Origin of the sequence: Microlunatus speluncae (genome assembly GCF_009299835.1) — a bacterium.
Taxonomy (GTDB): Bacteria; Actinomycetota; Actinomycetes; order Propionibacteriales; family Propionibacteriaceae; genus Microlunatus; species Microlunatus speluncae.
This window is the reverse complement of record NZ_VKCZ01000020.1, coordinates 496,001-521,053: the sequence shown is the minus strand read 5'-3', so window position 1 is coordinate 521,053 and position 25,053 is coordinate 496,001. Positions and strand designations below refer to the sequence as shown.

26 protein-coding genes are annotated in these 25,053 nt (G+C 70.0%); 18 read left to right on the top strand and 8 right to left on the bottom strand.

Annotated elements, in window-relative coordinates; translation table 11 throughout:
- Nucleotides 1–30 precede the first annotated feature (30 nt).
- The 5 genes from FNH24_RS27890 (at nt 31) to ppgK (ending at nt 4,937) form a co-directional block, all read left to right on the top strand.
- Nucleotides 31–384, top strand: a complete 354-nt coding sequence (locus FNH24_RS27890) for a VOC family protein (RefSeq protein ID WP_152365490.1) — start codon at nt 31–33, stop codon at nt 382–384.
- Between the two features lie 143 nt (nt 385–527).
- Nucleotides 528–1,211 carry a DUF1707 SHOCT-like domain-containing protein gene (locus FNH24_RS27885; RefSeq protein WP_152365489.1) on the top strand — a complete coding sequence of 228 codons (684 nt, stop codon included), beginning with the start codon at nt 528–530 and terminating at the stop codon, nt 1,209–1,211.
- A 45-nt stretch (nt 1,212–1,256) separates the two neighbouring features.
- Nucleotides 1,257–1,748 carry a PH domain-containing protein gene (locus FNH24_RS27880; RefSeq protein ID WP_152365488.1) on the top strand — a complete coding sequence of 164 codons (492 nt, stop codon included), beginning with the start codon at nt 1,257–1,259 and terminating at the stop codon, nt 1,746–1,748.
- A 15-nt stretch (nt 1,749–1,763) separates the two neighbouring features.
- The gene (locus tag FNH24_RS27875) at nt 1,764–4,142 is read left to right on the top strand and encodes a PH domain-containing protein (RefSeq protein WP_152365487.1); all 2,379 of its coding nucleotides are present in this window, start codon (nt 1,764–1,766) and stop codon (nt 4,140–4,142) included.
- 9 nt (nt 4,143–4,151) lie between these two features.
- Nucleotides 4,152–4,937, top strand: a complete 786-nt coding sequence (gene ppgK / locus FNH24_RS27870) for a polyphosphate--glucose phosphotransferase (RefSeq protein WP_152365486.1) — start codon at nt 4,152–4,154, stop codon at nt 4,935–4,937.
- A gap of 128 nt (nt 4,938–5,065) precedes the next feature.
- On the opposite strand, the gene argS is transcribed toward ppgK, so the two are convergent.
- On the bottom strand, nt 5,066–6,703 hold the full coding sequence (gene argS, locus FNH24_RS27865) for an arginine--tRNA ligase (protein WP_152365485.1): 1,638 nt from the start codon (nt 6,701–6,703) through the stop codon (nt 5,066–5,068).
- 97 nt (nt 6,704–6,800) lie between these two features.
- Here argS and FNH24_RS27860 point away from each other — a divergent pair, with 97 nt between their 5' ends.
- Both FNH24_RS27860 and FNH24_RS27855 read left to right on the top strand, forming a co-directional pair.
- Complete coding sequence (locus FNH24_RS27860) at nt 6,801–7,310, top strand: AAA family ATPase (RefSeq protein WP_161606352.1); 510 nt, start codon at nt 6,801–6,803, stop codon at nt 7,308–7,310.
- A complete protein-coding gene (locus FNH24_RS27855) occupies nt 7,307–7,918 on the top strand; it encodes a diacylglycerol/polyprenol kinase family protein (protein WP_152365483.1) in 612 nt (203 codons plus the stop codon). Before FNH24_RS27860 ends, FNH24_RS27855 begins: the two co-directional genes overlap by 4 nt.
- Here FNH24_RS27855 and FNH24_RS27850 read toward each other — a convergent pair.
- Entirely contained in the window at nt 7,902–8,894 is a 993-nt protein-coding gene (locus tag FNH24_RS27850; RefSeq protein WP_161606351.1) for a UbiA prenyltransferase family protein, read from the bottom strand. The two genes, FNH24_RS27855 and FNH24_RS27850, sit on opposite strands and share 17 nt — an antisense overlap.
- Before the next feature lie 42 nt (nt 8,895–8,936).
- Here FNH24_RS27850 and FNH24_RS27845 point away from each other — a divergent pair, with 42 nt between their 5' ends.
- Nucleotides 8,937–9,518 carry a hypothetical protein gene (locus tag FNH24_RS27845; protein ID WP_152365481.1) on the top strand — a complete coding sequence of 194 codons (582 nt, stop codon included), beginning with the start codon at nt 8,937–8,939 and terminating at the stop codon, nt 9,516–9,518.
- On the opposite strand, the gene FNH24_RS27840 is transcribed toward FNH24_RS27845, so the two are convergent.
- Entirely contained in the window at nt 9,515–10,147 is a 633-nt protein-coding gene (locus FNH24_RS27840) for a methyltransferase domain-containing protein (protein ID WP_161606350.1), read from the bottom strand. The genes FNH24_RS27845 and FNH24_RS27840 overlap by 4 nt on opposite strands.
- Nucleotides 10,148–10,318: 171 nt before the next feature.
- Here FNH24_RS27840 and FNH24_RS31835 point away from each other — a divergent pair, with 171 nt between their 5' ends.
- The 5 genes from FNH24_RS31835 to FNH24_RS27815 all read left to right on the top strand — a co-directional run bounded on the left by FNH24_RS31835 (nt 10,319) and on the right by FNH24_RS27815 (nt 15,633).
- Nucleotides 10,319–10,588, top strand: coding sequence for a hypothetical protein (locus FNH24_RS31835; protein WP_161606349.1), 270 nt, complete (start codon nt 10,319–10,321; stop codon nt 10,586–10,588).
- Nucleotides 10,589–10,602: 14 nt separating this feature from the next.
- Nucleotides 10,603–11,742 (top strand): JmjC domain-containing protein, encoded by a 1,140-nt coding sequence (locus FNH24_RS27830; protein WP_246187100.1) that lies wholly within the window; start codon nt 10,603–10,605, stop codon nt 11,740–11,742.
- Complete coding sequence (locus FNH24_RS27825) at nt 11,739–12,686, top strand: sucrase ferredoxin (RefSeq protein WP_152365478.1); 948 nt, start codon at nt 11,739–11,741, stop codon at nt 12,684–12,686. The genes FNH24_RS27830 and FNH24_RS27825 overlap by 4 nt, the downstream gene beginning before the upstream one ends.
- Nucleotides 12,687–12,763: 77 nt before the next feature.
- Nucleotides 12,764–13,588, top strand: a complete 825-nt coding sequence (locus tag FNH24_RS27820) for an aldo/keto reductase (RefSeq protein ID WP_152365477.1) — start codon at nt 12,764–12,766, stop codon at nt 13,586–13,588.
- Nucleotides 13,589–13,704: 116 nt separating this feature from the next.
- Nucleotides 13,705–15,633, top strand: coding sequence for an amylo-alpha-1,6-glucosidase (locus tag FNH24_RS27815; RefSeq protein WP_152365476.1), 1,929 nt, complete (start codon nt 13,705–13,707; stop codon nt 15,631–15,633).
- A 53-nt stretch (nt 15,634–15,686) separates the two neighbouring features.
- Here the strand turns inward: FNH24_RS27815 and FNH24_RS27810 are convergent, their stop codons facing one another.
- Nucleotides 15,687–16,475, bottom strand: a complete 789-nt coding sequence (locus FNH24_RS27810) for an Fpg/Nei family DNA glycosylase (RefSeq protein WP_152365836.1) — start codon at nt 16,473–16,475, stop codon at nt 15,687–15,689.
- A gap of 32 nt (nt 16,476–16,507) precedes the next feature.
- Between FNH24_RS27810 and FNH24_RS27805 the strand changes: the two genes are divergently transcribed.
- Complete coding sequence (locus tag FNH24_RS27805) at nt 16,508–17,158, top strand: SanA/YdcF family protein (protein WP_217428574.1); 651 nt, start codon at nt 16,508–16,510, stop codon at nt 17,156–17,158.
- Between the two features lie 86 nt (nt 17,159–17,244).
- Nucleotides 17,245–18,081 carry a hypothetical protein gene (locus FNH24_RS27800; protein WP_281351105.1) on the top strand — a complete coding sequence of 279 codons (837 nt, stop codon included), beginning with the start codon at nt 17,245–17,247 and terminating at the stop codon, nt 18,079–18,081.
- Between the two features lie 310 nt (nt 18,082–18,391).
- Here FNH24_RS27800 and pgi read toward each other — a convergent pair whose 3' ends face one another.
- The 3 genes from pgi to FNH24_RS27785 form a co-directional block, all read right to left on the bottom strand.
- Entirely contained in the window at nt 18,392–20,065 is a 1,674-nt protein-coding gene (gene pgi / locus FNH24_RS27795; protein ID WP_152365475.1) for a glucose-6-phosphate isomerase, read from the bottom strand.
- A 783-nt stretch (nt 20,066–20,848) separates the two neighbouring features.
- On the bottom strand, nt 20,849–21,157 hold the full coding sequence (locus FNH24_RS27790) for a transcriptional regulator (RefSeq protein WP_152365474.1): 309 nt from the start codon (nt 21,155–21,157) through the stop codon (nt 20,849–20,851).
- A complete protein-coding gene (locus FNH24_RS27785; RefSeq protein WP_152365473.1) occupies nt 21,150–21,707 on the bottom strand; it encodes a hypothetical protein in 558 nt (185 codons plus the stop codon). The genes FNH24_RS27790 and FNH24_RS27785 overlap by 8 nt, the downstream gene beginning before the upstream one ends.
- Before the next feature lie 109 nt (nt 21,708–21,816).
- Between FNH24_RS27785 and FNH24_RS27780 the strand changes: the two genes are divergently transcribed.
- On the top strand, nt 21,817–23,385 hold the full coding sequence (locus FNH24_RS27780; RefSeq protein ID WP_152365472.1) for a deoxyguanosinetriphosphate triphosphohydrolase family protein: 1,569 nt from the start codon (nt 21,817–21,819) through the stop codon (nt 23,383–23,385).
- A gap of 5 nt (nt 23,386–23,390) precedes the next feature.
- Entirely contained in the window at nt 23,391–24,128 is a 738-nt protein-coding gene (locus FNH24_RS27775; protein ID WP_246187099.1) for a M50 family metallopeptidase, read from the top strand.
- Nucleotides 24,129–24,219: 91 nt separating this feature from the next.
- Here FNH24_RS27775 and FNH24_RS31780 read toward each other — a convergent pair whose 3' ends face one another.
- Nucleotides 24,220–24,375: a hypothetical protein gene (locus FNH24_RS31780; RefSeq protein ID WP_170304534.1), complete on the bottom strand. Its 156-nt coding sequence runs from the start codon at nt 24,373–24,375 to the stop codon at nt 24,220–24,222.
- 149 nt (nt 24,376–24,524) lie between these two features.
- Here FNH24_RS31780 and FNH24_RS27770 point away from each other — a divergent pair, with 149 nt between their 5' ends.
- Entirely contained in the window at nt 24,525–25,034 is a 510-nt protein-coding gene (locus tag FNH24_RS27770; RefSeq protein ID WP_152365471.1) for an SRPBCC family protein, read from the top strand.
- The last annotated feature ends 19 nt before the right edge of the window (nt 25,035–25,053 follow it).

Below are 25,053 nucleotides of genomic sequence, written 5' to 3'. Positions count from 1 at the left end.
CTCACCAGAACCAGCTCGAAGGGATCCACCATGTCCGAACTCACCCTGGGCCAGCTCGTCATCGACGCCGCTGACCCGCAGCTCCTCGCCACCTTCTATTCGCAACTACTGGACCGGCCGATCGAGCCCGGCGGAAACCAGTACATGGCTCAGCTCGCCGGAGCCAACGGCGTGCCGCACCTGATGTTCCTCGCTGTCCCGGAGTCGCGCACCGGCAAGAACCGGCTGCACATCGACTTCGTCTCCGCCGACTTCCGGGCGACCGCCGACCGCGCCGTCACCCTCGGTGCGACCGAGGTCGGCCAGTTCGAGGAGTACGGCACGGCGTGGGTGACGCTGGCCGATCCGGAGGGCAACGTCTTCGACATCGGCCGCCCGCACTGACGACAGGATTGTGGTCAGTTCGGCCCCGTCCTGGCGTCGAACTGACCACAATGATGTAGGCGCCCTCGGGGATCGCCCCGGTTCCCCACCGGACGGCCCCTCGGACCGGCCGATCCTTCGACCCGACGCGTTACGGTACGAGAGTGACCGCAAGCAACAACCTGCCCGAGCCGACCGGCCGGGAACCGCAGCACGTCGGGCCCATCGCCGGCGGCAATCTGCGGGCCTCCGACTCCGATCGGGAGCAGGTCGCGACGCTGCTCGGCACCGCCTTCTCCGAGGGCCGGCTGACGCACGACGAGTACGAGGAACGCCTCGAGCAGGCGATGACCGCGCGCACCTTCGACGACCTGGTCCCGATCACCACCGACCTGGTCCCGATCACCACCGACCTGGTGCCGACCACTCCGTCGCCGCTGCCGCAACAGCAGCCGGACCACGGCTTCAGCATCGACCGTTCGGGCTCCACCGACGAGCGCGACACGATGATCGCGATCTTCGGCGGCTCCACCCGCAAAGGAAAGTGGCGGGTCCGCCGCTCCAGCACGGCGATCGCGGTGTTCGGCGGCGTCGAGCTCGACTTCCGCGAAGCCACCTTCGAGAGCCCGGTGGTGGAGATCCTCGGCCTCTGGTGCTTCGGCGGCATGGACGTGCTGGTGCCCGACGGCGTCGAGGTCCGGGACCAGACCGCGGGCGTCTTCGGCGGCACCGACATCAGCCGACTCGGCGATCCGGTGCCCGGCGCGCCGGTGATCGTGCTTAAGGGGCTGAGCCTGTTCGGCGGGGTCAGCGTCAAGGGCCCGAAGAAGTCGAAGAAGGGTCAGTGACACGGCGGGACATCGTTGACGACGCCCCACTAGGCTTGGTGCGCTATGGATGACCTCTTCGCGCCGCCACAGTACGAATGGAAGCGGCTGGCACCCCCGTACCGGACGTTGCGGCGCATCACCACGGCGATCGCGGCCGCGGTGTTCGTGATCCCCGCGGTGATCTTCGCCGTCCTGCTGCCGCAGGTGTGGTGGATCGGCCTGATCGTCGCCGTCGTCGGGCTCGCGTTCACCGTCCCGCGGTGGATCCTGATCGAGCGGCACTACCGCTCCTGGGGTTACGTCGAGCGCGAAGATGATCTTTACATCACCCACGGCGTGATGTTCCGGACCCTGGTCGCGGTGCCGTACGGGCGGATGCAGCTGGTCGAGGTCGAGTCCGGGCCGCTGGAGCGGGCGTTCGGCCTGGCCCACGTCACCCTGGTCACCGCCAGCGCCTCCACCAACGCGACGATCCCGGGCCTGGTGCCCGACGAGGCCGCCCGTCTCCGGGACACGCTGACCCAGCTGGGCGAGGCTCATGCGTCCGGTCTGTGATCGCGAGGATCACCGATGACCGAGTCCCGCCAAGATCATGATCAGCAGGCGACCGACCCCGCCCCGGCCCAGGAGCTGGCGCCGGTGGTCGAGGGTGCCCCGAAGGTCAAGCAGACCGAGCGCCCGCACCCGCTGACGCCGTTCATCCGCGGTTGGATCCTGCTGGTCGCGATCATCGTGTACGGCGGCCGGGAGCTGATCCCGGACTCGTCCAACGGCCGGGGATTCGTCCTGCCGGAGCTGCGCTGGATCCTGCTGGTGATCGCCATCGCGGTCGTGCTGGCGGCCGCGATCGGCTTTGTCGGTTGGTATTTCACCCGCTTCGTCATCGACGACGAGGAGCTCCGGGTCGAGACCGGGGCGCTGTTCAAGAGCTCCAAGAAGGTGCCGTTCGAGCGGCTGCAGTCGGTCGACATCATCCAGCCGTTCGCCGCCCGACTGTTCGGCCTGGTCGAGCTCCGGCTCGAGGTCGGGGCCGGCGACAACACGATCAAGCTGCGCTATCTGGCCCGGGCCAAGGCCAACCGGCTGCGGGACTATCTGCTGGTCCGGGCCCATGGCGAGCAGACCAGCATCGAGAGCGACGAGCACGGGCAGACGACCAGCGCGCTGACCGACGCGAGCCAGTCCGATCGCCCGTTGGTGGTGGTCAAGCCGCAGATGCTGGTGGCCAGCTTCCTGCTCTCCAGCGAGTTCTTGATCACCGCGTTCTTCACCATCGGCGCGTTGATCTTCACCTCGGTGATGGGCTGGGTCCTCTACGCGCTGCCCGGTCTGCTGCCGGCGGTGATCGGCCTGGTCTCGCTGATCAGCCGCCGGGTGATCTCCATGTTCAACTTCACCCTGGCCGACTCGTCCCGGGGATTGAGGATCACCCGCGGCCTGACCAACCTGACCAGCCAGTCCGTGCCGCTGGACCGGATCCAGGGCCTGTCCGTGTCGCAACCCCTGCTGTGGAAGAAGTTCGGCTGGTGGCGGGTCGACGTCGACATCCTCGGATACGGCTCCGGCGAGGGCGAAAACAACCAGGACAACGCGACCAACGTGCTGCTCCCGGTGGCGACCCGCGATCAGTTGGCGGTTGCGCTCGACCGGGTGCTACCCGGCGTCGACCTCGCGGCGATCGAGCTGCATCCCTCGCCGCGTCGCTCCCGTTGGCTGGCCTGGTTCAACTTCTGGACGCTCAAGTACGGCTTCGACGACCGGGTGTTGATCACCGAGCACGGCTGGATGACCCACCACCGCGACATCGTCCCGCACGCCAAGAACCAGTCGGTACGGATCGAGCAGGGCCCGTGGCAACGGCGACTGCGGCTCGCCGACGTGCACGTCGACACCCCGAAGGGCCCGGTCAACGCCGTCGCCCGGCAGGTTGATCAGGACGCCGCCCGGCAGCTGGCGCTGACCCAGCTCGACCGGGCCCGTACCGCTCGGGAGGCCGATCGGTTGCGGAAGCAGACCAGTGGGCAGTCGGGCGTCGCCGATCCGCGCGGCGAGCTGGCCGTGCTGGACCGGTTCCGGATCACCGCCGACGCCTACCTCGGCGGCGGCTCGGAGTCGCGGGTCTTCGCCCTGGACGACGAGCGGGTGCTGCGGCTGCAGTCGCCCGGCGCCGGGCCGGACGTCACGGCTCAGCGCCGCGCGCTGACCGACCTGTGGGCCGGGGTCGACCTCGGCTACGCCGTCCCGCAGGTGCTGGACGCGGGCGAGTTCGCCGGTCGGCGCTACACGGTCGAGCGGCGGATCGAGGGTGAGGAGCTGCGCGGCTATCTCGCCTCCGGGCCCGACCCCGACGCCCGGCGGGTGACGCTGGAGCGCTACCTGACCGCGGCCATGGATCTGCAGCGGCTCCCGGTGCCGGTGGCCGGTTTCGCCCAGCTGATCGGGCCGGACGCGCCGCGGCAGTACGGCAGCCTGTCCGACGTGTTGGCCGCCCAGTTGAACCGGACCGTCGGCCCGGTGCGGCCGAAGCTCGAGGCCGATCTGCCGGACCTGGCCGAGCGGTGGCAGCAACTGTTCACCGAACTGGCCCAGCGGCAGGGCTGGCCGGCGTTGGTGCACGGCGACTACTTCCCCGGCAACGTGCTGGTCCGGCGGGAGGACGACGGCTCCGCGACGATCACCGGCGTGGTCGACTTCAGCCCGCACACCTTGGCCGCCGATCCGCTGCTCGACGTCGCCGGCGCGATCGCCTTCCTCGGGCTCGAGCCGGGCACCGCGAGTGCCGACGACGAAGCGTGGCTGACCGACCTTGCGGTCGCCCGGCTCGGCGACGAGGCGCGGCACTGGATCGAGGTCTACCGCCGCTTCTACGCCTTCTATTTCGCGGACGATCCGGCGATCTATTCCTGGTGTGTGGAACAGCTGCGGCGCGACCTCAGCCATCGAGGCTAAGCTCCCCGCATGACCGAACGACCAGTGCTGGGTATCGATATCGGCGGCAGCGGGATCAAGGGCGCACCCGTGGATCTCACGGTGGGCGAGTTCGCCACGAAGCGGCTCCGGATCGAGACGCCGCAGCACTCGACGCCGAAGAACGTGGCCGCCGTGGTCAAGGAGATCGTTGATCATTTCGCCGACCAGATCGGCGACGGCCCGATCGGCATCACGATCCCGGCGGTGGTCACCCACGGCCAGACCCGGTCCGCGGCCAACATCGACAAGTCCTGGATCGACGCCCCGGCCGAGCAGATCTTCGAAGATCAACTCGGCCGCGGCATCGTGCTGGTCAACGACGCCGACGCGGCCGGGGTGGCCGAGGTGCAGTACGGCGCCGCGAAGGGCCATCCGGGCCTGGTGTTGATGACCACCCTCGGCACCGGCATCGGCAGCGCGCTGATCTATCGCGGGGTCTTGATCCCGAACTCCGAGCTCGGCCACATCGAGGTCGACGGTCACGATGCCGAAAGCCGTGCGGCCGCCAGCATCAAGGACAAGACCGGCATGTCCTACCAGGACTATGCCAAGCGGCTACAGCGCTACTACGAGGTGGTCGAGGCCCTGTTCTGGCCGGACCTGATCGTCGTCGGCGGCGGCGTCAGCAAGGACTCCGACGAGTTCCTGCCACACCTGGATCTGAAGACCAAGATCGTTCCCGCCGAGCTCCGCAACAAGGCCGGCATCATCGGCGCCGCCTGGCTCGCGCACGACGCCGAGGAGCACCCGGACCCGATCCCCCGCGCCACCTGAGCGTCGGTTCGCACCTGGGCCTGCCGGCTTGTTCGTTCCCTGAGCCTGTCGAAGGGCAGGCCCGATGACGCACCGGTTCAGTGCGAGACGATGTGGTCTGCCCTTCGACAGGCTCAGGGAACGAACGGCTACATGCGTTCGAGGGCTTCGATGCCGAGCAGGTCGAGGCCGGCGGCGAGGACGCGCTGGGTGGCCCGGCAGAGGGCGAGGCGGGAGTGCTGGATCTCGCCTTCGGATTTCAGCACCGGGCAGCGCTCGTAGAAGTCGGTGTAGGCGACGGCGAGGTCGTAGAGGTAGCCGCAGAGCCGGTGCGGCTGCAGGGTCTCGGCGACCTCGGCGACGGTCTCGCCGTATTTCGTCAGCTGCAGGGCCAGGGTCTGCTCGGCCGGCTCGGCCAGCAGGCTGATCTTGGTCGGCTCGTGGATCCCCTCGGCCTCGGCCTTCCGCAGCACCTGGCAGCAGCGGGCGTGGGCGTACTGCAGGTAGGGGCCGGTGTTGCCCTGGGCCTTGACCATCCGGTCGACGTCGAAGACGTAGTCCTTCTGCAGCCCGCTGGACAGGTCCGCGTACTTGATCGCGGCCAGCGCGATCGGCGGTGACGCCTTCTCCTCGGCCGCGTCGAGCAGGTCGACCAGCTTCATCGTGCCGCCGTCCCGGGTCCGCAGCCGCTTGCCGTCCGCGCCCAGGATCAGCCCGTAGCCGGCGTGCTCGGCGCGCACCTCGTCGGGCAGGTAGCCGGCCTTGCGGCAGACCGCGAAGACCTGGTTGAAGTGATACGTCTGCTCGGTCCCGACGACATAGATCATCCGCTCGGCCGCCAGGTCCCGGACCCGGTGCCGAACGGCGGCCAGGTCGGTGATGCCGTAGCCGTAACCGCCGTCGGTCTTCCGGATGATCATCGGCGAAGGGAACCCGTCGACGAAGACGCAGAGGGCGCCGTCGTCGATCACCGCCGTGCCGTTGTCCTCCAGTTCGGCCGCGACCACGGCCAGATCGTCGTTGTACGTCGACTCGCCGGCAAGATCATCGTCGGTCAGCTTGACCCCGAGCCGGGCATAGACGCCGTTGAACCCCGCCACCGAGAGCGTGATCAACTGTCGCCAGATGGTCAGGGTCTGCTCGTCGCCGGCCTGCAGCGCGACCACCCGCTTCCGGGCCAGGTCGGCAAAGGCCGGATCGTCCTTGAAGTGCGCATTGGCCCGCCGGTACAGCTCCTCGGCCTTGATCAGGTCGAAGGTGGTCGCGTCCAGCCCCTCCTCGAGGATCTGCTCCACCAGCATGCCGAACTGGGTGCCCCAGTCGCCGAGGTGGTTCTGCGGGATGACAGTGTGGCCGAGCGCGGTCAGCACCCGGTTGAAGCAGTCGCCGATCACGGTCGACCGCAGGTGGCCGACGTGCATCTGTTTGGCCACGTTGGCCCCGGAGTAGTCGATCACCACCCGCTGCGACTGGTCGGCCGGCACCACGCCGAGGGTCGGATCGGTCAACTGCCGGCCGGCCTCGTCGGCCAGCACGTCGGCCTTGATCCGGAAGTTGATGAAGCCGGGCCCGGCGATCTCCAGCGGCTCGCACCACGCGGACACGTCCAGGGTCTCGACGATCCGGGCCGCGACGTCGCGCGGCGGCTTCCCCTCGGCCTTGGCCAGGCGCAGCGCGACGTTCGACTGGAAGTGACCGAACTGCGGCTTCGTGGCTGGCCGGAGCTCGGGGTCGATGCCGGTGATCGCCTCGACCGCGGAGCTCAGCTGAGTGGGAATGGATGACACGATCGTCCAGTATTCCACTCCCGGCCGCCGGCTTCCTCCGGGTTTGCCGCCGCCCCACCGCGCCACCCCCTGCAGTGCCACCCCGTACAGTGCCGCCATGCCTCCCGCCCTCGTGCTGATCGGGCCCAGCGGCGCCGGCAAGTCGACCCTGCTGCGGGCCCTGACCGAGCAGCTCCCGGAGCTCCGCGCCGTCAGGACGATCACAACCCGGCCCCGCCGCTCCGGTGAGACGTCCGACACCCACCAGTTCGTCACGCCCGCCGAGTTCGCCCTCCACCGGGCCGAGGCGCTGGGCGTGCATCAGCACTACGGGTACGACTACGCGCTGCCCCAGCTGGATCACGGCGACGTCCCGGTCGCCACGTGTCTCCGGGCCGTGGTGCTCGGCCGGCTCCGGGAGTTGCATCCCGACCTGCAGGTGGTCGCTGTCGAAGCGCCGGTGCCGGAGTTGATCGACCGGCTGCAGCGGCGCGGTGATCTGGAACGGGCGGAACCCGAGGTGCTCGCCGCGGAGATCGAGCTGGGCCGCCGGTTGGCTGATCAGGTCCTGGACACCCGCGATCCGGTCGAGGTCTGCGTGCGGCGGATCCTGGAGCTCTGGCCATGATCACGGACGCCCTGCCCGGTGTGCTGATCACGGTGCTGCTGCTGGCCGGGTTCCTGCTGCTGAACGAATACGTCGCCCGCCGCTGGCAGCCGCCGGCCGAGGTCAGCCGCAAGACCGCGCACGTCGGCTCGGCGGTGATCGCGGCGATCTCCTGTCTCTGGCTGGACCACCGCTGGTACGTGATCATCGGCGTGCTCTTCGCGGTCGCGCTGGTGCTGGCCCGGCGGTTCCTGCCGCTGCGCAGCCTGAGCGCGCGGGCGGAGCGGTCCTGGGGTGAGCTGCTGTTCGGGATCGGCGTGGCCGGCGCCGCCCTGATCGCGACCGGGACGGCCCCGTTCGTGCTGGCCGTGCTGGTGCTCGGCCTGGCCGACACCGCGGCGCACCTGATCGGTCGGCGGTTCCCGCTGCGACGGCTGATCCTCGGCCGGACGGCCGGCGGCAGCGCGGCGTTCCTGACCATCGCGTTCCTGGTCGCACTGCCGGCCGGGCTTGGCCCGGCGGCGGTGGTCGCCGTCGTCGGTGCACTCGCCGAGTTGATCAGCCCGCGCGGGACGGACAACCTCACCGTCCCGATCGTCACGGCGGCTCTGCTCAGCGCGCTCGCCTGAGCTCCTCGGCGAAGGGGTACGCCGACGCGCCGAACATGATCACGCCGAGGGCGGTCACCAGCTCCTGCTGCCACCACGGCACCGAGCCCCACTGGGTCACGGCCAGCGCGATGGTGCAGCAGAAGGTCCACAGGCTCGCCACCCGGCCGACCAGTCCGACCAGGAGCAACTGCCGGTCCAGCTCTGGCTCGGCGTACACCGTGATCAACAGCAGCGGCTCGGCGACGATCGTGATCACCGCGGCCGCGATCAGGGCCCAGCGCAGCGGCGGCACGATCGCCAGCAGCATGATCAGCACGCCGGCGGTCAGGGCGACCGCCGCGGCGACCAGGGTGATCCGAAGCCCGTGCCGGACCAGGAAGGTCCGCTTGCCGGTCCGGCGATCACCCTCGACGTCACGGATGTCCTTGAGGAACAGCCGGCCGACCAACAGCAGATAGAGGCCGGCAACGCCGAGCACCCCGCGCCAGGAGACCGCCGACTGGCCGGCGATGCCCCAGACCACGACCGCCGGGAAGATCACGTAGCCGATCGGCAACAACAGTTGGGACGCGACCCCGCGACCGGACAGCCGCACCGGAGGCAGCGAGTAGGCAAGATTGAGCAGCACCATGATCAGCCCGGCCAGGGCGAGCCACGGCGACAACACCAGGCCGAGCACGATCACCGCCCCGGACAGGATCCAGGCCGCGACCCACACGGTCCGGGTCGAGGCGGACTTGTTGATCAACGGCCGGTCGCCGGCGCCGGCCAGATTGATCGCGTCGGCCGCCACATCGCTCAGGTCGTTGATCGCGACCGCGTGGGCGTACCAGAACGCGATCAACAGCACCCCGCCCAACGCGGCCACCGGGTGCGGCGCCGGCAGGCCGAGCAACAGGTGGCAGAGCAGCGCCTGCAGCAGGATCAAGATCGCCGTGCCGGGTCGGAGCAGTTGCCACAGCAGCGGTGCACGACGACGCGCGGGGTCGGCCACGATCCAACCTAAGCACGACCCCGGGCGTGGCAGCATGTGGGCATGGAGATCGGTCTGGTCCTCGGGGTGTTCCTCGTGCTCGCCCTGCTGTTGCCGCCGTACCTGATCGCCCGGAACCACCAGCTGAAGGCGCGGCAGGAGCTCGGCGGCAACCCGGCGATCCTGGCCGGCTTCGACGCGACCCGGGCCGGCCCGCGGCCGGTGCTGACGTTCGTGGTGGTGACCCTGTTTCTGCTGGTCGGTGGGCTGGCCGGCCTGCAGGTGATCACTCGCCTGATCGAACCCCGGGCGACCGATGCTGCCGGGTATGCCCTGATCGGTCTGTTCTTCTTCGGGGTGCCGGTCCTGGTCGCGCTGATCCTGATCGGCCTGCTGATCTCGCTCACGGCCACCGGCCGGGCCCGGTTCCGCTACCTGGAGGGCCTGGTGCGGGAGCAGCCGGACCTGCCCGGCGTGTCTGCGGCGGCCGAACTGGTGCGGCGCGGCGGCCTGCCCGGCGTCGCCGTCGCCGCGACGGTCGCAACCCTGGCCTGCCTGGCCCTGGGGCTCGGCTGGATCGCATTCCTGTTCTCGATGGCCGGCTACGCGATCCAGTGCACCCGTTCCAACTCGAAGTGCCTCTAGCGGCGATACTCGGCGATCCAGGGTGACAACTGGACCCGGTCCGGTCGCTCCCAACGATTGATCATCACCGGCTCGAGCCCGTGCTCGGCGAAGCGCTCCACGTCGGCCCGGTCCAGCGGCCACGGCGGCCCCGCCCGGTCCGGCTCGTCCTCCAGGGCCGAGGCGATCACCAGCACCGTGCCGCCGGGCGCGGCGAGCCGGGCGATCGCGGCGACGGCCTCCGCCCGCCGCGCGGGCGGGATCGACTGGACGGTCAGGCTCTCCACCACCAGGTCGAAGGCGCCGGCCCACTGCGGCGGCAACGCGAACAGGTCGGCCACCCGAAGATCAAGATCCACCGTCGGGTGACGCCGGCGAGCGCCCTCGATCGCGGCGGCGACGAAGTCGAAGGCGGTGGTCCGGAAGCCCAACGAGGCAACGAAAGCGGCGTCGTCTCCGTACCCACAACCGACGACGATCGCGGACCGTCCGGTTCCGGCGGTGCGGCGCTCGCGCGCCCATCGCTCCAGGTGCGGGTGCGGGGCCGACCAGTCCCAGGGCAGCCTCGCCCCACCGTCACCGGCCACGCGGTAGGCGTCGGTGAACATCGTGATCATGTCGGGACCGTCCGGTCGGCTCTGACCGCTCACTCGCGCCTCCTGATCACCGGTCGCCGCTGGTTTCGATGACACATTATGGCGACGAACTGTTCGCGCTACAGGGCTTGCGCGAAATCGATCAACCGGCAGTAGTGTCATGAGGCAAGAGGTTGGGTACTAAGCGGCTGACCCAACAACGGCCAACTGAAGGAGGCAGGTGCGATGACGACCAATTCCGGTGATCCGCTCAACGACGATGACATGGTGACCGGCGCAGGCTCCGGCACCGGCCCCGGCGGCGGGGATGCCGACGGCACGGACGGAGTCGGCGGCGATGGCGACGGGACCGACGGGGTCACCGGCGACAGCGCGGGCGGCGATGGTGACGGCACCGACGGCGCGGGCGGTGACGGCGACGGAACCGACGGCGCGGGCAGCGATGACGACGGGACCGATGGTGCCGGCGGTGACGGCGACGGAACCGACGGCTGAGAGAGACGCACCGAGTGGACGCGCTTGAGCTACTGACCGGTGACGCCCAGACCTTCTCCGAGAAGGTCTGGGCGCACCGCGTCGGCCGGTACGACCGAGACCCGGAGTCGCTGGTCGATCGCCTGTCCCTGGACGACGCCGACAAGTTGATCACCAGTTCAGCGATGCGTACGCCGCAGCTCCGGCTGGCCCGGGACGGGGCCGTGCTGCCCGAGGCGAGCTACACCCGCAAGGGTGCGACCATCGCCGGCAAGCCGCTGACCGGGCTGATCGACGTCCGCCGGACGCTGCGACTCTTCCGCGACGGCGCGACCATCGTCTTCCAGGGCCTGCACCGCTACTGGCCGCCGCTGACCGAGCTGATCGGCGCCCTGGAGACGGAGCTGGGCCACCCCTGCCAGGCCAACGCCTACCTCACGCCGCCCGGCGCGCAGGGGTTCGCGGTGCACTCCGACACCCACGACGTCTTCGTGTTCCAGACCCACGGCAGCAAACTGTGGGAGATCCATGATCGAAACGAGGCCGGCGAGCGGGTGCCGGAGCAGGTCCGGTTCACGCCGGGGCTGGTGATGTATCTGCCCACCGGCACGCCGCACGCGGCCCGGGCCGAGGACGGCGTCTCGCTGCACGTCACCATCGGGATCAACCAGCTCACCTGGCGCGGGCTGCTCACCGAGGTGATCACCGAAACTCTGGCCGGGATGGACGACGAGCACCTGCCCGCGGGCTATCCGGACGACCCGAGCCGGTTGTCCGGTCCGCTGGCGACCAAGATCACCGAGCTGACCCGCCGGCTGGGTGAGGCCGACGCCGATCAGGTCGCGACCGGTCAGGTGCACCGGTTCCTGACCGGGCGCAATCCGCGGCTGCGCGGTGCACTGCTGGACGGACTCGAGCTGGCCGGCCTGATCGCCACCACGACGCTGCGTCGCCGGCCGGGCAGCCGGTGCGTGCCCGAGCCGCGCGGTGATCGCCTGGTCCTGCTGCTCGGTGATCGCGAACTGGATGTGCCGGGCCGGCTGCGGCCGGTGATCGATCAACTGCTGGGTTTCGACGACCGTTTCCGGGCCGCGGACCTGGACCTCGACCCGGAGAGTGCGCTGGTGCTGTGCCGGCGGTTGATCATCGAAGGGTTGCTCGAACTCGATCGATGATCAATCAGGAGAACGTGTCCGCCGCCGTACCGGAGACCGACTGTTCGCCGCGCAGTCAGGCCCGCGGTGAAAGCCTCGCCGGTACGGCCTCGGGCATCCGCGCCTTCCTGCTGATCGAACACGACGGACCCTGGGGCACCGAGGCGCTCGAGGACTCCCGGCTGCCTGGTGCCGTGCTGGCCCGGCTGCGCCGCGAAGCCGGCCGGACCGGGGTCCGGGCGCTGCTGATCCGCCGCTTCCGCCGGCGCCGTGGCCATGCGACGGCCCGGCCGCGGATCTTCGTGGCCCACACCCGACCCGACCGGGCGTGGTGTGAGACGACGACCCTCGACGGCTACGGCGCGCTGGCCGACCTCGACCTGGACGCGCTGAGTCGCGGTGAGCGACTCGGTCTCCAAGATCATCCCGAGCCGGTGCTCGCGGTCTGCACCCACGGCCGGCACGACACCTGCTGCGCCAGCTACGGCCGGCCGGTGGCGGCGGCCCTGGCCGCGGCGTTGCCGGACCACACCTGGGAGTGCTCGCACGTCGGCGGCGACCGCTACGCGGCGAACCTGGTCACCCTGCCCGGCGGCTTCTACTTCGGCCGGCTGACCCCGGTCGCGGCCGTCTCGGTCGCCCACCGCCTGCTCGCCGGCGAGCTCGAGCTTGATCATCTACGCGGCCGCAGCTGGTTCGCCACCCCGGTCCAGGCCGCCGAGATCGCCGTCCGCCGGGCCAGCGACGAGCACCGGATCGAGGCCGTACGACTGCTCCGGCGGGAGATCACCGACCAGGCGGACGGCCGACTGACCCGCTGCCGGTTCGCGGTCACCGGCGCCGGCGACTGGATCGCTGAGGTGCTGACCACCGCGGGCGAGCCGGAGCTCCTGACCTGCCGGGCGATCAAACGGAACCGGCCGGCGGTGCATACGATCCTGGCTGTGCGGCCGGCGGCGACCTGATCGACACCCGGGTCACTTCCGTATCGCGGATCGGAAATACTCGCTGTTCAGCACGAGCGACAGAAGGAGCAACGGTCATGAGCCAGGTGCCTACGATCACCCTGAATGACGGCAACACCATCCCGCAGCTCGGCTTCGGGGTTTGGCAGGTCTCGACCGACGACATCGTGAGCTCGGTGAGCAAGGCGCTCGAGGTCGGCTACCGGCACATCGACACCGCGGCGATCTACGGCAACGAGGAGGGCGTCGGCCGCGCCATCGCCGAGTCCGGCGTGCCGCGCGAGGAGCTGTTCGTCACCACCAAGCTGTGGAACGACAAGCACGGCCACGACGACGCGTTGGCCGCGATCCAGACCAGCCTGGAGAAGCTCGGCCTGGAGTACGTCGATCTCTACCTGATCCACTGGCCGACTCCGGCGAAGGACAACTACCTCGAGGCCTGGCTGGCGCTGGAAGAGATCAAGAACAAGGGCTGGAGCCGGTCGATCGGCGTCTCCAACTTCCAGGAAGATCATCTTCGCAAGGTGGTCGCGGAGAGCTCGACCGTCCCGACGGTGAACCAGATCGAGCTGCACCCGACCTTCAGCCAGGAGCCGCTGGTCGCGGTCAACACCGAGCTGGGCGTCGTCACGCAGTCGTACAGCCCGCTCGGATTGTCGAAGGACCTGGCCAGCCCGCAGATCCAGGAGCTGGCCGGCAAGGTCGGCCGGACGCCGGCCCAGGTGATCCTGCGCTGGCACATCCAGAAGGGCTACATCGTCTTCCCGAAGTCGGTGACCCCGGCCCGGATCGAGGAGAACTTCAACATCTTCGACTTCGAGCTGTCCGCGGACGATGTCGCCGCCGTCGACGCCGTGAACGTCGACGGCCGCAACAACCCGCACCCGGACGAGTTCAACTGACCGTCGGTGCGTCGATAAGTCAGTAGGTCACCTTCGGCCGACTTGTCAGGACTGATGCCGGCTCTAGCAAGCCTCAGTTCTGACAAGTCGGCTTTGGTTTCGGGGAAGATGGGGACATGGCGAAACGGCTGCATCCGTTGTTGCACGAACTGGTGATCTTGGTCGCGGCGCCGACCCAGGTCCTGTCCGCGGCGGACGGTGATCTCCGGGCCGATCCGCGTACGGCCCACGGGGTGTTCCACGCGGACTGCCGGGTGATCAGCGAGGCGACCGTGACCGTCGGGCCGCCCGGTGGGTCGGACGACTCCGGCTCGGCGGCCGAGTCGATCGCGTTGGACAACCGCGGCCACTCCGCCACCTTCACCGGGCTGCTCCGCGAACTGTCCGCCCCGACGCCCGATCCGGAGCTCCGCGTCGATCGTGAGCGGTCCGTGGTGCCCGGTGCGATGACGGAACGGATCCGGATCTCCTCGGTGCTCGACCAGTCGGTCGACTGTGTGATCCGGCTCCGGCTGGCGACCGACCTGGCCGGCATGGCCCTGGTCCGGTCCGGGTCCGAGACGACGACGATCGAGCTGCCGGAGCCCGACGACGACTCTGTCACCTGGGCCGACGACCGCACCTCGACCATGATCACCGCGGCCGACGGTCGGCTCCGGCGCACCCCCGACGGTCGCGCGATGATCATCGAATGGCCGGTCACCGTCCCCGCCCGCGGCGCAGTCGAGCGCTCCTGGCGGGCGGAGTTCACCGACCTGCAGCCGGTGATCATCGCGCCGACCGATGCGCGGATCGCCGTCGAAGATCAGGTACGGGCCGTCGATGCCCGGCTGTCCGGGCATCCGGAGCCGCGGCTGGACCGCTGGCTGGCGCTGGCCCTGGCCGATCTCGACGGCCTGCGGATCGCCCTACCCCAGGCCCCGGCGGACACGTTCTTCGCCGCCGGCGCACCCTGGTATCTGACCCTGTTCGGCCGGGACAGCGTCTGGACGGCCCGGCTGCTGCTGCCGCTTGATCATCGGCCGGCCCTCGGCACCCTGCGCACCCTGGCCGGGATGCAGGGCACGGTGGTCGACCCGGCGACCGGCCAGCAGCCGGGCAAGATCATCCACGAGCTGCGCCGGGACGCCCCCGGTCACAATCACGGCACCCTGCCGCCGCGCTACTACGGCACCATCGATGCGACCCCGTTGTGGATCTGCCTGCTGCACGACTGCTGGCAGGCCGGCGCGCTGCCGACCGAGGAGCTGCGCACGCTGGCGCCGGCCCTGGTCGCCGCCCTGACCTGGGTGATCGACTACGGCGACGCCGACGGCGACGGCTTCCTGGAATACATCGACGAGAGCGGCCGCGGCCTGGCCAATCAGGGCTGGAAGGACTCCGGCGACGCGGTCCGGTTCGCCGACGGCACCCAGGCCGTCGGGCCGGTGGCGCTGTGCGAGGTGCAGGGCTACGCGTACGAGGCCGCGACCAAGGGGGCCGACCTGCTCGACGCGCTCGGCCTGCTGGGCGCGGAGCGCTACCGGACCTGGGCCGAGGAGTTGGCGACCGCCTTCCGGGCCGCCTTCTGGTGCGAACGCGACGGCGAACGGTTCCCCGCCCTGGCCCTCGACGGCGAGAAGCGCCGGGTGGATTCGCTGACCAGCAACATCGGCCATCTGCTGGGCACCGGGCTGCTCGATCCGGACGAGGAACGCCAGGTGGCCCGGATGGTCACCGTCCCCGAGCTCGACTCCGGCCTCGGCCTGCGGACGATGTCGATCAAGGACGGGGGCTACTCCCCGCTCAGCTATCACTGCGGCTCGGTCTGGCCGCACGACACGGCGATCGTGATCAACGGCCTGGTCCGGGCCGGGCTGGCCGAGCATGCCGCCGGTCTGGTCGAGGGCCTGCTCCGCGCCTCGGTCGAATTTGATCAACGGGTGCCCGAGCTGTGGTCCGGCGAGGGCCGCCCGGTCCCGTACCCGGCAGCCTGCCGACCTCAAGCCTGGTCCGCGGCCGCCGCCGTGACCGTCGCCGAAGCCCTCCCCCACCTCACCAGCTGAGTTGTCAGAACTGAGTTGTGTCGGGGCACAACTCACTTCTGACAAGTCGGCGATCAGGGGGCGGGTTGGCAGTTGGGGCACCAGTAGCTGCGCCGGTCCTGCCCCGGCGGGCCGAACTCCTCGGTCCTGATCATGGTGCGGCAGCGGCGGCACGGCTGACCGGCGCGGCCGTAGACGTAGCTGCGGCCGCCCGATCTCAGATCGCCGGTGCTGGACTGCTCGGGCCGGTCGCGGTTGGCCATGATCAACCACTGCGCCCGGTCGACCAACCGATCGAGCTCGGCGACGTCGCCGGCCGGCGTGCGCGGGTGAACCCCTTGCAGGAAACAGATCTCGGCCCGATAGAAGGTGCCGAGCCCGGCCAGGTTGCGTTGATCCAGCAGCGCCTCGCCGATGGTGCGGCGGGGATCGGCCGTGATCCGGCGTACGGCCTCGGCCTGATCCCAGTCCGGGCCGAGCAGATCGGGGCCGAGGTGCCCGACGACGCGATCTTCCTCGGCGGTCGGCAACAGTTCGAGGACCGGCAGTCGATAGCCGATCGCGGCGTGATCTTCGGTGATCAGGATGGCGCGGACCTGATGCGTCGGCCCGCCGCGCCAGGACTGGCCGGAGCGGAAGATCCGCCAGCTGCCGTCCATCCGCAGATGGCTGTGCAGGGTCCGCCCGTCCTCGAACCGGAACAGTTGATGCTTGCCCCGCGGCACCACCTCGAGGACCAGGCTCCCGCTCAGATCGACCGTCGCCAGGCTCGGGATCCGGAGTTCGGCGCGCGCGATCTTGCGTCCGGCGAGCGCGGCGTTGAGCCGTCGACAGGCCAGCCAGACCGTGTCGCCCTCAGGCATGTCAGCCATTCTCGCCGTCTACGGTGGATTTCGTGAACAACCCCGCCTCATCGGCTCGTTCCATTCTGCTGAGGATCGGCGGTACGGCCCTCGGCGGGCTGATCGTCGGCGGGTTGGGGCTGCTGGCCACGATCCGGTACGTCCGCGGCGGCGCCGGTCGCCACCTGCACTCGGTGGCCGACGTGCCGACCGCGCCGGTGGCCCTGGTGCTCGGCGCCAAGGTGCATCCCGACGGGCATCCGTCGTCCTTCCTGGCCGCGCGACTCGACCTGGCGCTGCGGCTCTATCGGGCCGGCAAGGTCGAGCGGCTGCTGCTGTCCGGGGACGGCGTGCGGCCCGAGTACGACGAGCCGGGCGCCATGATCGACTACCTGCTCGCGGCCGGAGTCCCGGCCGAGCGGTTGCTGGTGGACCGGGCCGGCCTCGACACGTACGACTCCTGTCTGCGGGCCCGCACGGCCTACGGCTGCTCGGAGTTGATCATCGTCAGCCAGACCTATCACCTGCCGCGCGCGATCGGCATCGCCCGACGCCTCGGCCTGGTCGCCCACGGCGTCGGCGACAGCTCGGTCCGGCGGTTCCGCCGGCCTTGGCTGATCGGCACGGCCCGGGAGCAGCTCGCGTACCTGAAGGCCGCCGGTGACCTGATCAGCCGCCGCGATCCGGTCCATCCCGCCCGCTGAACCACCTCCCGATCCGCACTATCAGGTTTGACATACACATGCAAGCGTGTAATGCTGTAATCACGTAAGACAGAGAGGAGAGTCAGATGACCTGGCACTCACCATGGGACGAGGGCGCGCGGGAACGCCGCGGCGGCCCCGGACTACGAGACGACCGCCGGCGTGGTGCCGGCGAAGGCCGCGGGCGGGGACGCCGCCGCGGCGAAGCAGAGGACCCGACAGCCGAGGAGCCCGAAGACGGGCCGCGGGGTCGGCATCGTGAGCGTGGCGAACGACGTGGCGAACGGCGCGGGCGCGGCTTCGGTCGACCGGGAGGTTGGCAGAACGTCGACCTGCCGCCGGCCGACGACGCCCAGGCCTGGTTCGAGGGCCGGCTGCCCGACGGCTGGTTCAGCGACGTCGATGTCAGCGTCGACCGCGAGGAGATCCTCGTGATCGGCACGCTGCCCGACGACACGACCGACGAGGCCGCCGCCGAGGGGCGGATCAGCCGGCACCGGGCCGAGACCCGCGGCACCCGGATGCAGATCGCCGACGAGGCTCAGGCCCGCTACGGGCGCAAGGTGTCCTGGGGCGCCGAACTCGGGGACGTCCGGGTGCTGTTCACCCACATCTCCGTGCCGGTGATGACCCGGCTCCGGCAGCCCGAGCGCCGGGTGCTGGACACGCTGGTCGATGCCGGCGTCGCCCGCTCCCGCTCCGAGGCCCTGGCCTGGGCGGTCAAGCTGGTCGGCGAACACACGGAGAGCTGGCTGTCCGGCCTGCGCGACGCGATGTCCGAGGTCGAGAAGCTGCGGGCCCAGGGCCCGAACCTGACCGATCGCGACGTCGACAACCTGCGCGCCGAACGCGACGACCTGTCCGACGACGACGTCGACCGGCTGCGCGCCGAATCCGACGACGATCCGGAACCACGGGACTGAGTCGTGCCCGGCGAACGGGATGAGTCACGAAAGCCCGTCGCCTCGCTCTGGATCCCCGGCTCCCGCGTGTTCATCCGGGAGCCGGGGTCGGGTGGGCTCCCCGCCCAACCGTTGATCCTGCGGCTTTTGGCCGAGCTCCGGGCGACCAAGCTCCCCGACCCCGGCCGAACCGACAGCCCCCGAGACTGAGGGCGTCGCTCCCCCGCCGACCCTTGATCGTCGGCCCGCCGCTCCACCACCGAGATCGACCCGTCACCTCCGCTTCGACACGCCGTCAAAACGGCCGCGGAGGTGACGGGTCGGCGGATTTTTAGGTGCGGTGGGAGCGGTAGTAGGTGATCAGGGAGCGGGTGGAGGGGTCTTGGGTGGACAGGGCTTCGGCGTCGCCGGCGACGGCGGGGGTGACTTGCTGGGCGAGTTGCTTGCCCAGCTCGACGCCCCACTGGTCGAAACTGTCGATGCCCCAGATCGCGCCCTGGACGAAGGTCAGGTGCTCATAGAGGGCGATCAGTTGGCCGAGCGCGGCCGGGGTCAGGGCCGGGGCCATGATCGAGGTCGACGGGCGGTTGCCGGTGAACACCCGGGCCGGCACGATCGCCTCGGCGGTCCCCTCGGCCCGGACCTCGTCGGCGGTCTTGCCGAACGCGAGCGCGGCGGTCTGGGCGAAGAAATTGGCCAGGAACAGCTCGTGCACGTCGGTGTCGCCGTCGCGGAGCGGATGGCTCGGGTTGGCGAAGGCGATGAAGTCGGTCGGGATCAGCCGGGTGCCCTGATGGATCAGCTGATAGAACGCGTGCTGGCCGTTGGTGCCGGGCTCGCCCCAGAACACCTCGCCGGTGTCGGTCGCGACGGGTGAGCCGTCGTAGCGGACACCCTTGCCGTTGGACTCCATCGTCAGCTGCTGCAGGTAGGCCGGGAACCGGTGCAGATACTGCGCGTACGGCAGCACGGCGTGGGTCTCGGCGCCGAGGTGGTTGCCGTACCAGATGTTGATCAAGCCGAGCAGGATCGGCAGGTTGCGGGCCGGCTCGGTGCTGCGGAAGTGCTCGTCGATGGCATGGAAGCCGGCCAGGAACTCGGCGAACCGCTCGGGGCCGATCGCGACGGCCAGCGAGGTGCCGATCGCCGAGTCGACCGAATAGCGGCCGCCGACCCAGTCCCAGAAGCCGAACGCGTTGGCCGGATCGATGCCGAACGCCTCGACCTTGTCCAGCGCCGTCGAGACCGCGACGAAATGCTTGGCCACGGCCTGCTTGGCCGCATCATCGCCGTCGCCGATCGCGCCGGTTGCCCGAAGTCGATCAAGCAACCAGGCCTTGGCCAGCCGGGCGTTGGTCAGCGTCTCCAGCGTGCCGAAGGTCTTGGACGACACGATGAACAGCGTCGTCTCCGGATCCGCGCCGCGGGTCTTCTCGGCCAGGTCGGTCGGGTCGATGTTGGAGATGAAGCGGGCCTCGAGCCCGTCCTGCACGTACGGCCGCAGGGCCTCGTACGCCATCACCGGACCAAGATCAGAACCGCCGATGCCGATGTTGATCACCGTGCTGATCGGCTTGCCGGTGACCCCGGTCCAGCTGCCGTTCCTGATCTTCTCGGCGAACGCGTAGACCTTGGCCAACTCGGCGTGCACCTCGCCGACCACCTCGTGACCGTCGACCTCGAGTTGATCACCGTCCGGCTTGCGCAGCGCGGTGTGCAGCACCGCCCGATCCTCGGTGACGTTGATGTGCTCACCGGCAAACATGGCCTCGATCCGGTCGGTCAGCCCGACCTGCTCGGCCAGCGCCAGCAGTGCCGCGACCACCTCGTCGGTGATCAGATTCTTGGACAGGTCAGCCCACAGGTCGGCCGCCGGCAGGCTCAGCCGCTCGACCCGCCCGGGGTCGTCGGCGAACCAGCCCCGCAGATCGGGCTGAAGCGATTCGGCCAGGTCGGACAGGGTCCGCCAGGCGTCGGTCTGGGTCGGGTCGACCGGTGCGTTCATGAGCGCCATCCTGCCAAAGCGTTTCGGCGACCCGCCGCTGCCCTGAGTTCCAGCTCAGACCGCCCAGATGTTCGTTCCCTGAGCCCGTCGAAGGGCAAGCGAGGAGTTCGGTCGGCGGGCCTCACCAACCTGATCTGGCCCGCCCTTCGACAGGCTCAGCCTGGATCCACTGATGATCTTGGATCGGCGGTGTCGGTCGGGTCGGCGGACGGGCACAGTCGGCCGGAGTGTTCGTTCCGTGAGCCTGTCGCCCTTCGTTCCCTGAGCCTGTCGCCCTTCGTTCCCTGAGCCTGTCGCCCTTCGTTCCCTGAGCCTGTCGAAGGGCAAACCAGGCAAGCCCCGTCTCGGGTCCGGGTCGCGGGACCTGTGCCCCCATCGAATGGACCCGAGCCGACAGGCTTCGGTCGCTCGAGGTCGGCGGGGCAAGTCCGCTCGGTGCACGCCGAGGACCAAAGACGCGCCAAGGACGGGCGGGTTGCGGCATTTCTGGGAACTTCCGGCCGGGTACCGGTTGTGCTGTGGCCGGGATCATCGACTGTGACGTTTCCCGACTCGATCGGCACCGAACAGGCGGGAAACGTCACAGTCGATGCCCCGCCGGCGACATTCACCGCCAACACCGGCGCCCGGCCGCATAACGCGGCGGACCGCCTTGACCCGCCCGCTCCTTGGCGCGTCTTTCCCGGCCGTTTGGCCGAAACCGAAAGGGCACCCATCTGGCCCTGCCCTTCGACAGGCTCAGGGAACGAAGTGGCGACAGGGTCAGTGAGGGTAGGGGCGGATTCAGGTCGGCGGGGGCTGGCCGGCGATCTCGGTCAGCGCGGCGATGTGGGCGGTCAGCGCCTCGCGGCCGGCCACGGTCAGGTTGATCCAGGTCCGGGATCGGGCCGGGCCGGTGCGGCGCTTCTCCAACTCCACGATCCGCGCCTCACTCAGCACCCGCAACTGCTTCGACAGGGCCGAGTCGCTCAGCCCGGTGGCCTCGCGGACCAGCCGGAACTCCACCTGCGTCGCCGGCGCCACCACGGCGACGATGCGCAGCCGGGTCGGGTCGAGCAACAGGTCGTGCAGTCCGCTGGTCGGTTCAGTCACCGTCGGCCGCCGGTCGGGTCAGGATCCCGATCACCCCCACTGCGGTGGACATCGCCGCGGCGACACCGCCGGCAGCGAGATGCGGATATCTGATCCCGCTCCGCCGGAAGGCCGCCACGACGAAGGGGCGGGCCAGGCCCACCGCGGTGCTCGCCGCCAGTAGCCGCTTCCGCCTCGGGCTCAACGACGAGAACAGCTCGCGCAGCAACTCACCCGCGGGCGGGTGCTCGGCGTTCGGGTCCGGATCGCGTCGTTCGGTCTCTCCTTCGGGGAGATCCGGGCGCTGCTCGACCAACCGCTCGGACCACAGCGTCGACACCTTCGACCGATCGAACTCCCACACCGCCAGACCGACCAGACCGAGCGCCATTCCAGCCCCGGCCAGCCGCCGGCGCACCGGGTCGCGGATGTCCTTGCGCCCCATCCAGAGCACGGTCGTCGCCGCGCGAACCCCGAGCAGCAGCCACTGCTGCCGCCGTTCCTCCTGCCGGACGTGGCGCTGTCCGTCGCGCAAGATCCCCAGCGCGTCAGCCGCCGCTCCTGGTTCCATCGTCGCCTCCTCAGTTACTTGCCTACTAGGAAAGTAGCCGATTGTTTCCTCCTGGACAAGTATGTGGCGGACGGCACCGGTGGATGGATGCCCAGTAGGTTTCCTCGGTATGACCTCGGATCCGCGGCACGAACGGGCCCGCCCGGAGCAGGATGCCCGGGACGGGGCGCCGGTGGCGGAGTCGCCGTTTCGCACCGACCTGGAACGGATCCGGTTCGCGCCGGCCTTCTCCCGATTGGCCGAAGTGACCCAGGTGGTGACGTCGGCGGCGACGGTCGGCGTCGTGCACAACCGGCTGTCGCACACGATCAAGGTCACCGCCGTCGCGCGGGCGATCGCCAACCAGGTGGCCCGGGCCGAGCCGGCCGGGCTGCTCGCCGATCTCGGCGGGCTGGACCAGGTCGTCGTCCAGGCGGCGGCCAGCGCGCACGATCTCGGCCATCCGCCGTTCGGACACCTGGGCGAGCGCGTACTGGATCGGTTGGCCCGGCAGCGGTTCGGGCTGCACGACGGCTTCGAGGGCAACGCGCAGACGTTCCGGATCATCACCGAGCTGGAGGTGCGTGGGCCCGGCGATGACGGGCTCAACCTGACCGCCGCGGTGCGGGCCGCCGTGCTGAAGTACCCCTGGGGGCGCTTCGCGGTGCCGGATCCGCATCCGACCGACTGGCCGGTGTTGCCCCGCGGGGCGCGGATCGGCAGCGACGGACCGGGGGCCGGGAAGTTCTCCGCGTACGTGATCGATCTGCCCGAGCTGCTCGCCGCGCGGGCGGCGTTCCCGATGCTCGGGCCGGGGCAGCAGACCGTCGAGTGCTCGGTGATGGATCTGGCCGACGACATCGCCTACTCGCTGCACGACGTCGAGGACTTCCACCGCTCCGGAGTGCTGCAGTTCTCGCCGGTGTCGGCCGAGTTCCGGGCCTGGGTCAACGATCGGGATCAGCTCGACCGGCTCGGCGATGATCAACTGGACCGGCTGGACCGCGCTCCCGGCGCCGGCCTGGAGCGGCTGCGCCGCCGGCTCCGGCAGCGGGACCGCTGGGTGTTCGACGAGGAACTGTTCCAGGCCGGGGTGATCCGGGTCGGCGAGGAGTTCGTCGACGGTGTCCTCGCTTCTCCGTACGACGGCTCGATGGCGGCCGACCGGGCGATCTCCGGCTTCACCGGTCGTTGGATCGACCACCTGATCGGCGCCGTCCGGCTGGACCCGGCCCCGACGCTGCGGGCGGGCTGGGTCAACCTGTCCCCGGAGGCTTGGCATCAGGTGTCAATCTTGAAATTCGTGCATCAGTACTTCATCCTCGACCGGCCTGACCTGGCCATGTTCCAACGCGGCCAGGCGGAGATCCTGCAGCGGCTGGTGGCCGCGCTGGACGAGTGGCTGTCGGACCGGCTGGACGCGGCCCGGGCGCCGCGCCGGCTGCTCGACCTGGTCCGGGTGGCGACGGGCGCGTACCGGCGGGTGGCCGAGGAGGAGCCCGGCTGGTTGGAAGGTTCGCGCCGGGTCAGTGAACCGGACGGGGTGCGCGGTCGGACCGGCGACGCCGAGCTGGTCCGGATGGGGCGCGGCCGCGGCATCATCGACTTCGTCAGCGGCCTGACCGACGAGCAGGCGATCGCCTTCTCGTCGCGTTTGTCCGGCGGCAGCGGGGTGCTGTGGAGCACCGGGGCGCTCTGAGCATCGTGGAGATCGTTCAGGAGATCTTCCGGCGCGCGCTCTCGGTCCAGCCCGCCCCGCCGGCCGAGGTGATCATGGTCATCGCCGGCATCGCCCTGCTGGCGGTGGTGATCCGGCCGGTGTGGCCGGTCACCCGGCTGCTGGTCACCGTGACCCATGAGGGTGCGCACGGCGTCGCGGCGCTGCTCACCGGGCGCCGGCTGCACGGCATCCGGCTGCATTCCGACACCTCGGGGCTGACCCTGTCCAGCGGTCGGCCGTCCGGGCCCGGCATGATCATCATGCTGGCCGCCGGCTATCTCGGGCCGGCCCTGCTCGGCATCGGCGCCGCCCTGCTCTTGGCCGCGGGCCGCGGCGTCGGACTGCTCTGGCTGATGTTGATCTTGCTCGCGCTGTTGCTGGTGCAGATCCGGAATTTCTATGGCCTGCTGGTGATCCTGGGACTGGGCGCCGCGTTGGTGGCGATCACCTGGTTCGCGCCGCCGACCGTGCAGTCCGGGATCGCGTACCTGATCACCTGGCTGCTGCTGATCGCCGCGCCCAAGCCGGTGATCGAACTGATGCGACAACGCCGGCGCCGGCAGGCGACCGCCTCGGACGCCGACCAGCTCGCCGGCCTGACCCCGATCCCGGCCCTGGCCTGGTCGGTCTTCTTCCTGCTGGCCAACGTCGCCGGCCTGATCCTCGGCATCGCCTTCCTGCTACCGGAGTTGGCCGCCCGCGCGAGCGCCCTGGTCCGCTGACAAGCCTTGTTCGCCCCTTGATACAGGAAAAGGGCTTCCGGCTGGGATGCCGGAAGCCCTTTCCTTCAGGGGGAGGGGGAGTAGCTCTGGGTCAGCGGTGGGGAGTGAAGACGCCGTTGCGCTGCGCGACCATGATCAGCTCATCCCGCATCGCCGGCGTAGCGGCGCTGTAGATGGCCCGGTTGATCTCGCGGCGGGTCCGATTGATCTCACGGCGGCTTCGGAGAGCCTTCGCGAGGCGTGACATGCTGGGTCCTTTCGGGGGGTTTGCTCTGGTGGCAGCTTCGGCGTCGAAACTTTCGATTTCGAAATAAGTCTACCTCGCCGAACAAGTGCGCCGCGGGCCTCGGGCTATGACCTTGACCACAGCCAGAACCCCTGTTTGAAAGGGAAACAATGCCGCAGGTGGAAGCCCGGATCCGGATCGCGGTGAGCCCTGCGGTCGCGTTCGCCGTGTCCCAGACGACCGGCGAGACCCGGCTGCGCTGGGATCCGTTCATCCGGCGACAGCACTTCCTCGACGGTGCGACCCGGGCCGACCGCGGCGTTCGCACCTTCACCCGGTCCCGGCACGGCCTGTCCATGATCAGCCGGTACGTCTCCTACGCCCCGCCGACGCCGAGCCGCGACGTCGGCAACGTCGGCATGACGATGGATCGCGGGCCCTGGTTCTTCGAGACGTTCGGCGGCGGCTGGCGGTTCGTGGCCGACGGCGAGGGCGGCACCGAGGCGACCTGGAAGTACACGTTCAGCTGCCGGCCGGCCTGGCTCCGGCCGCTGCTGCATCCGGTCGGCAGCTGGCTGCTGGGCCGGGACATCCGGCGCCGGATCGCCGGATTCGCCCGCGGCTGCACCGATCCGGAGGTCCTGGCCGCCGTCCGTGGCGCCGAGGCGGACTCGGACTGAGAGCGCGGATCGGCTCCGG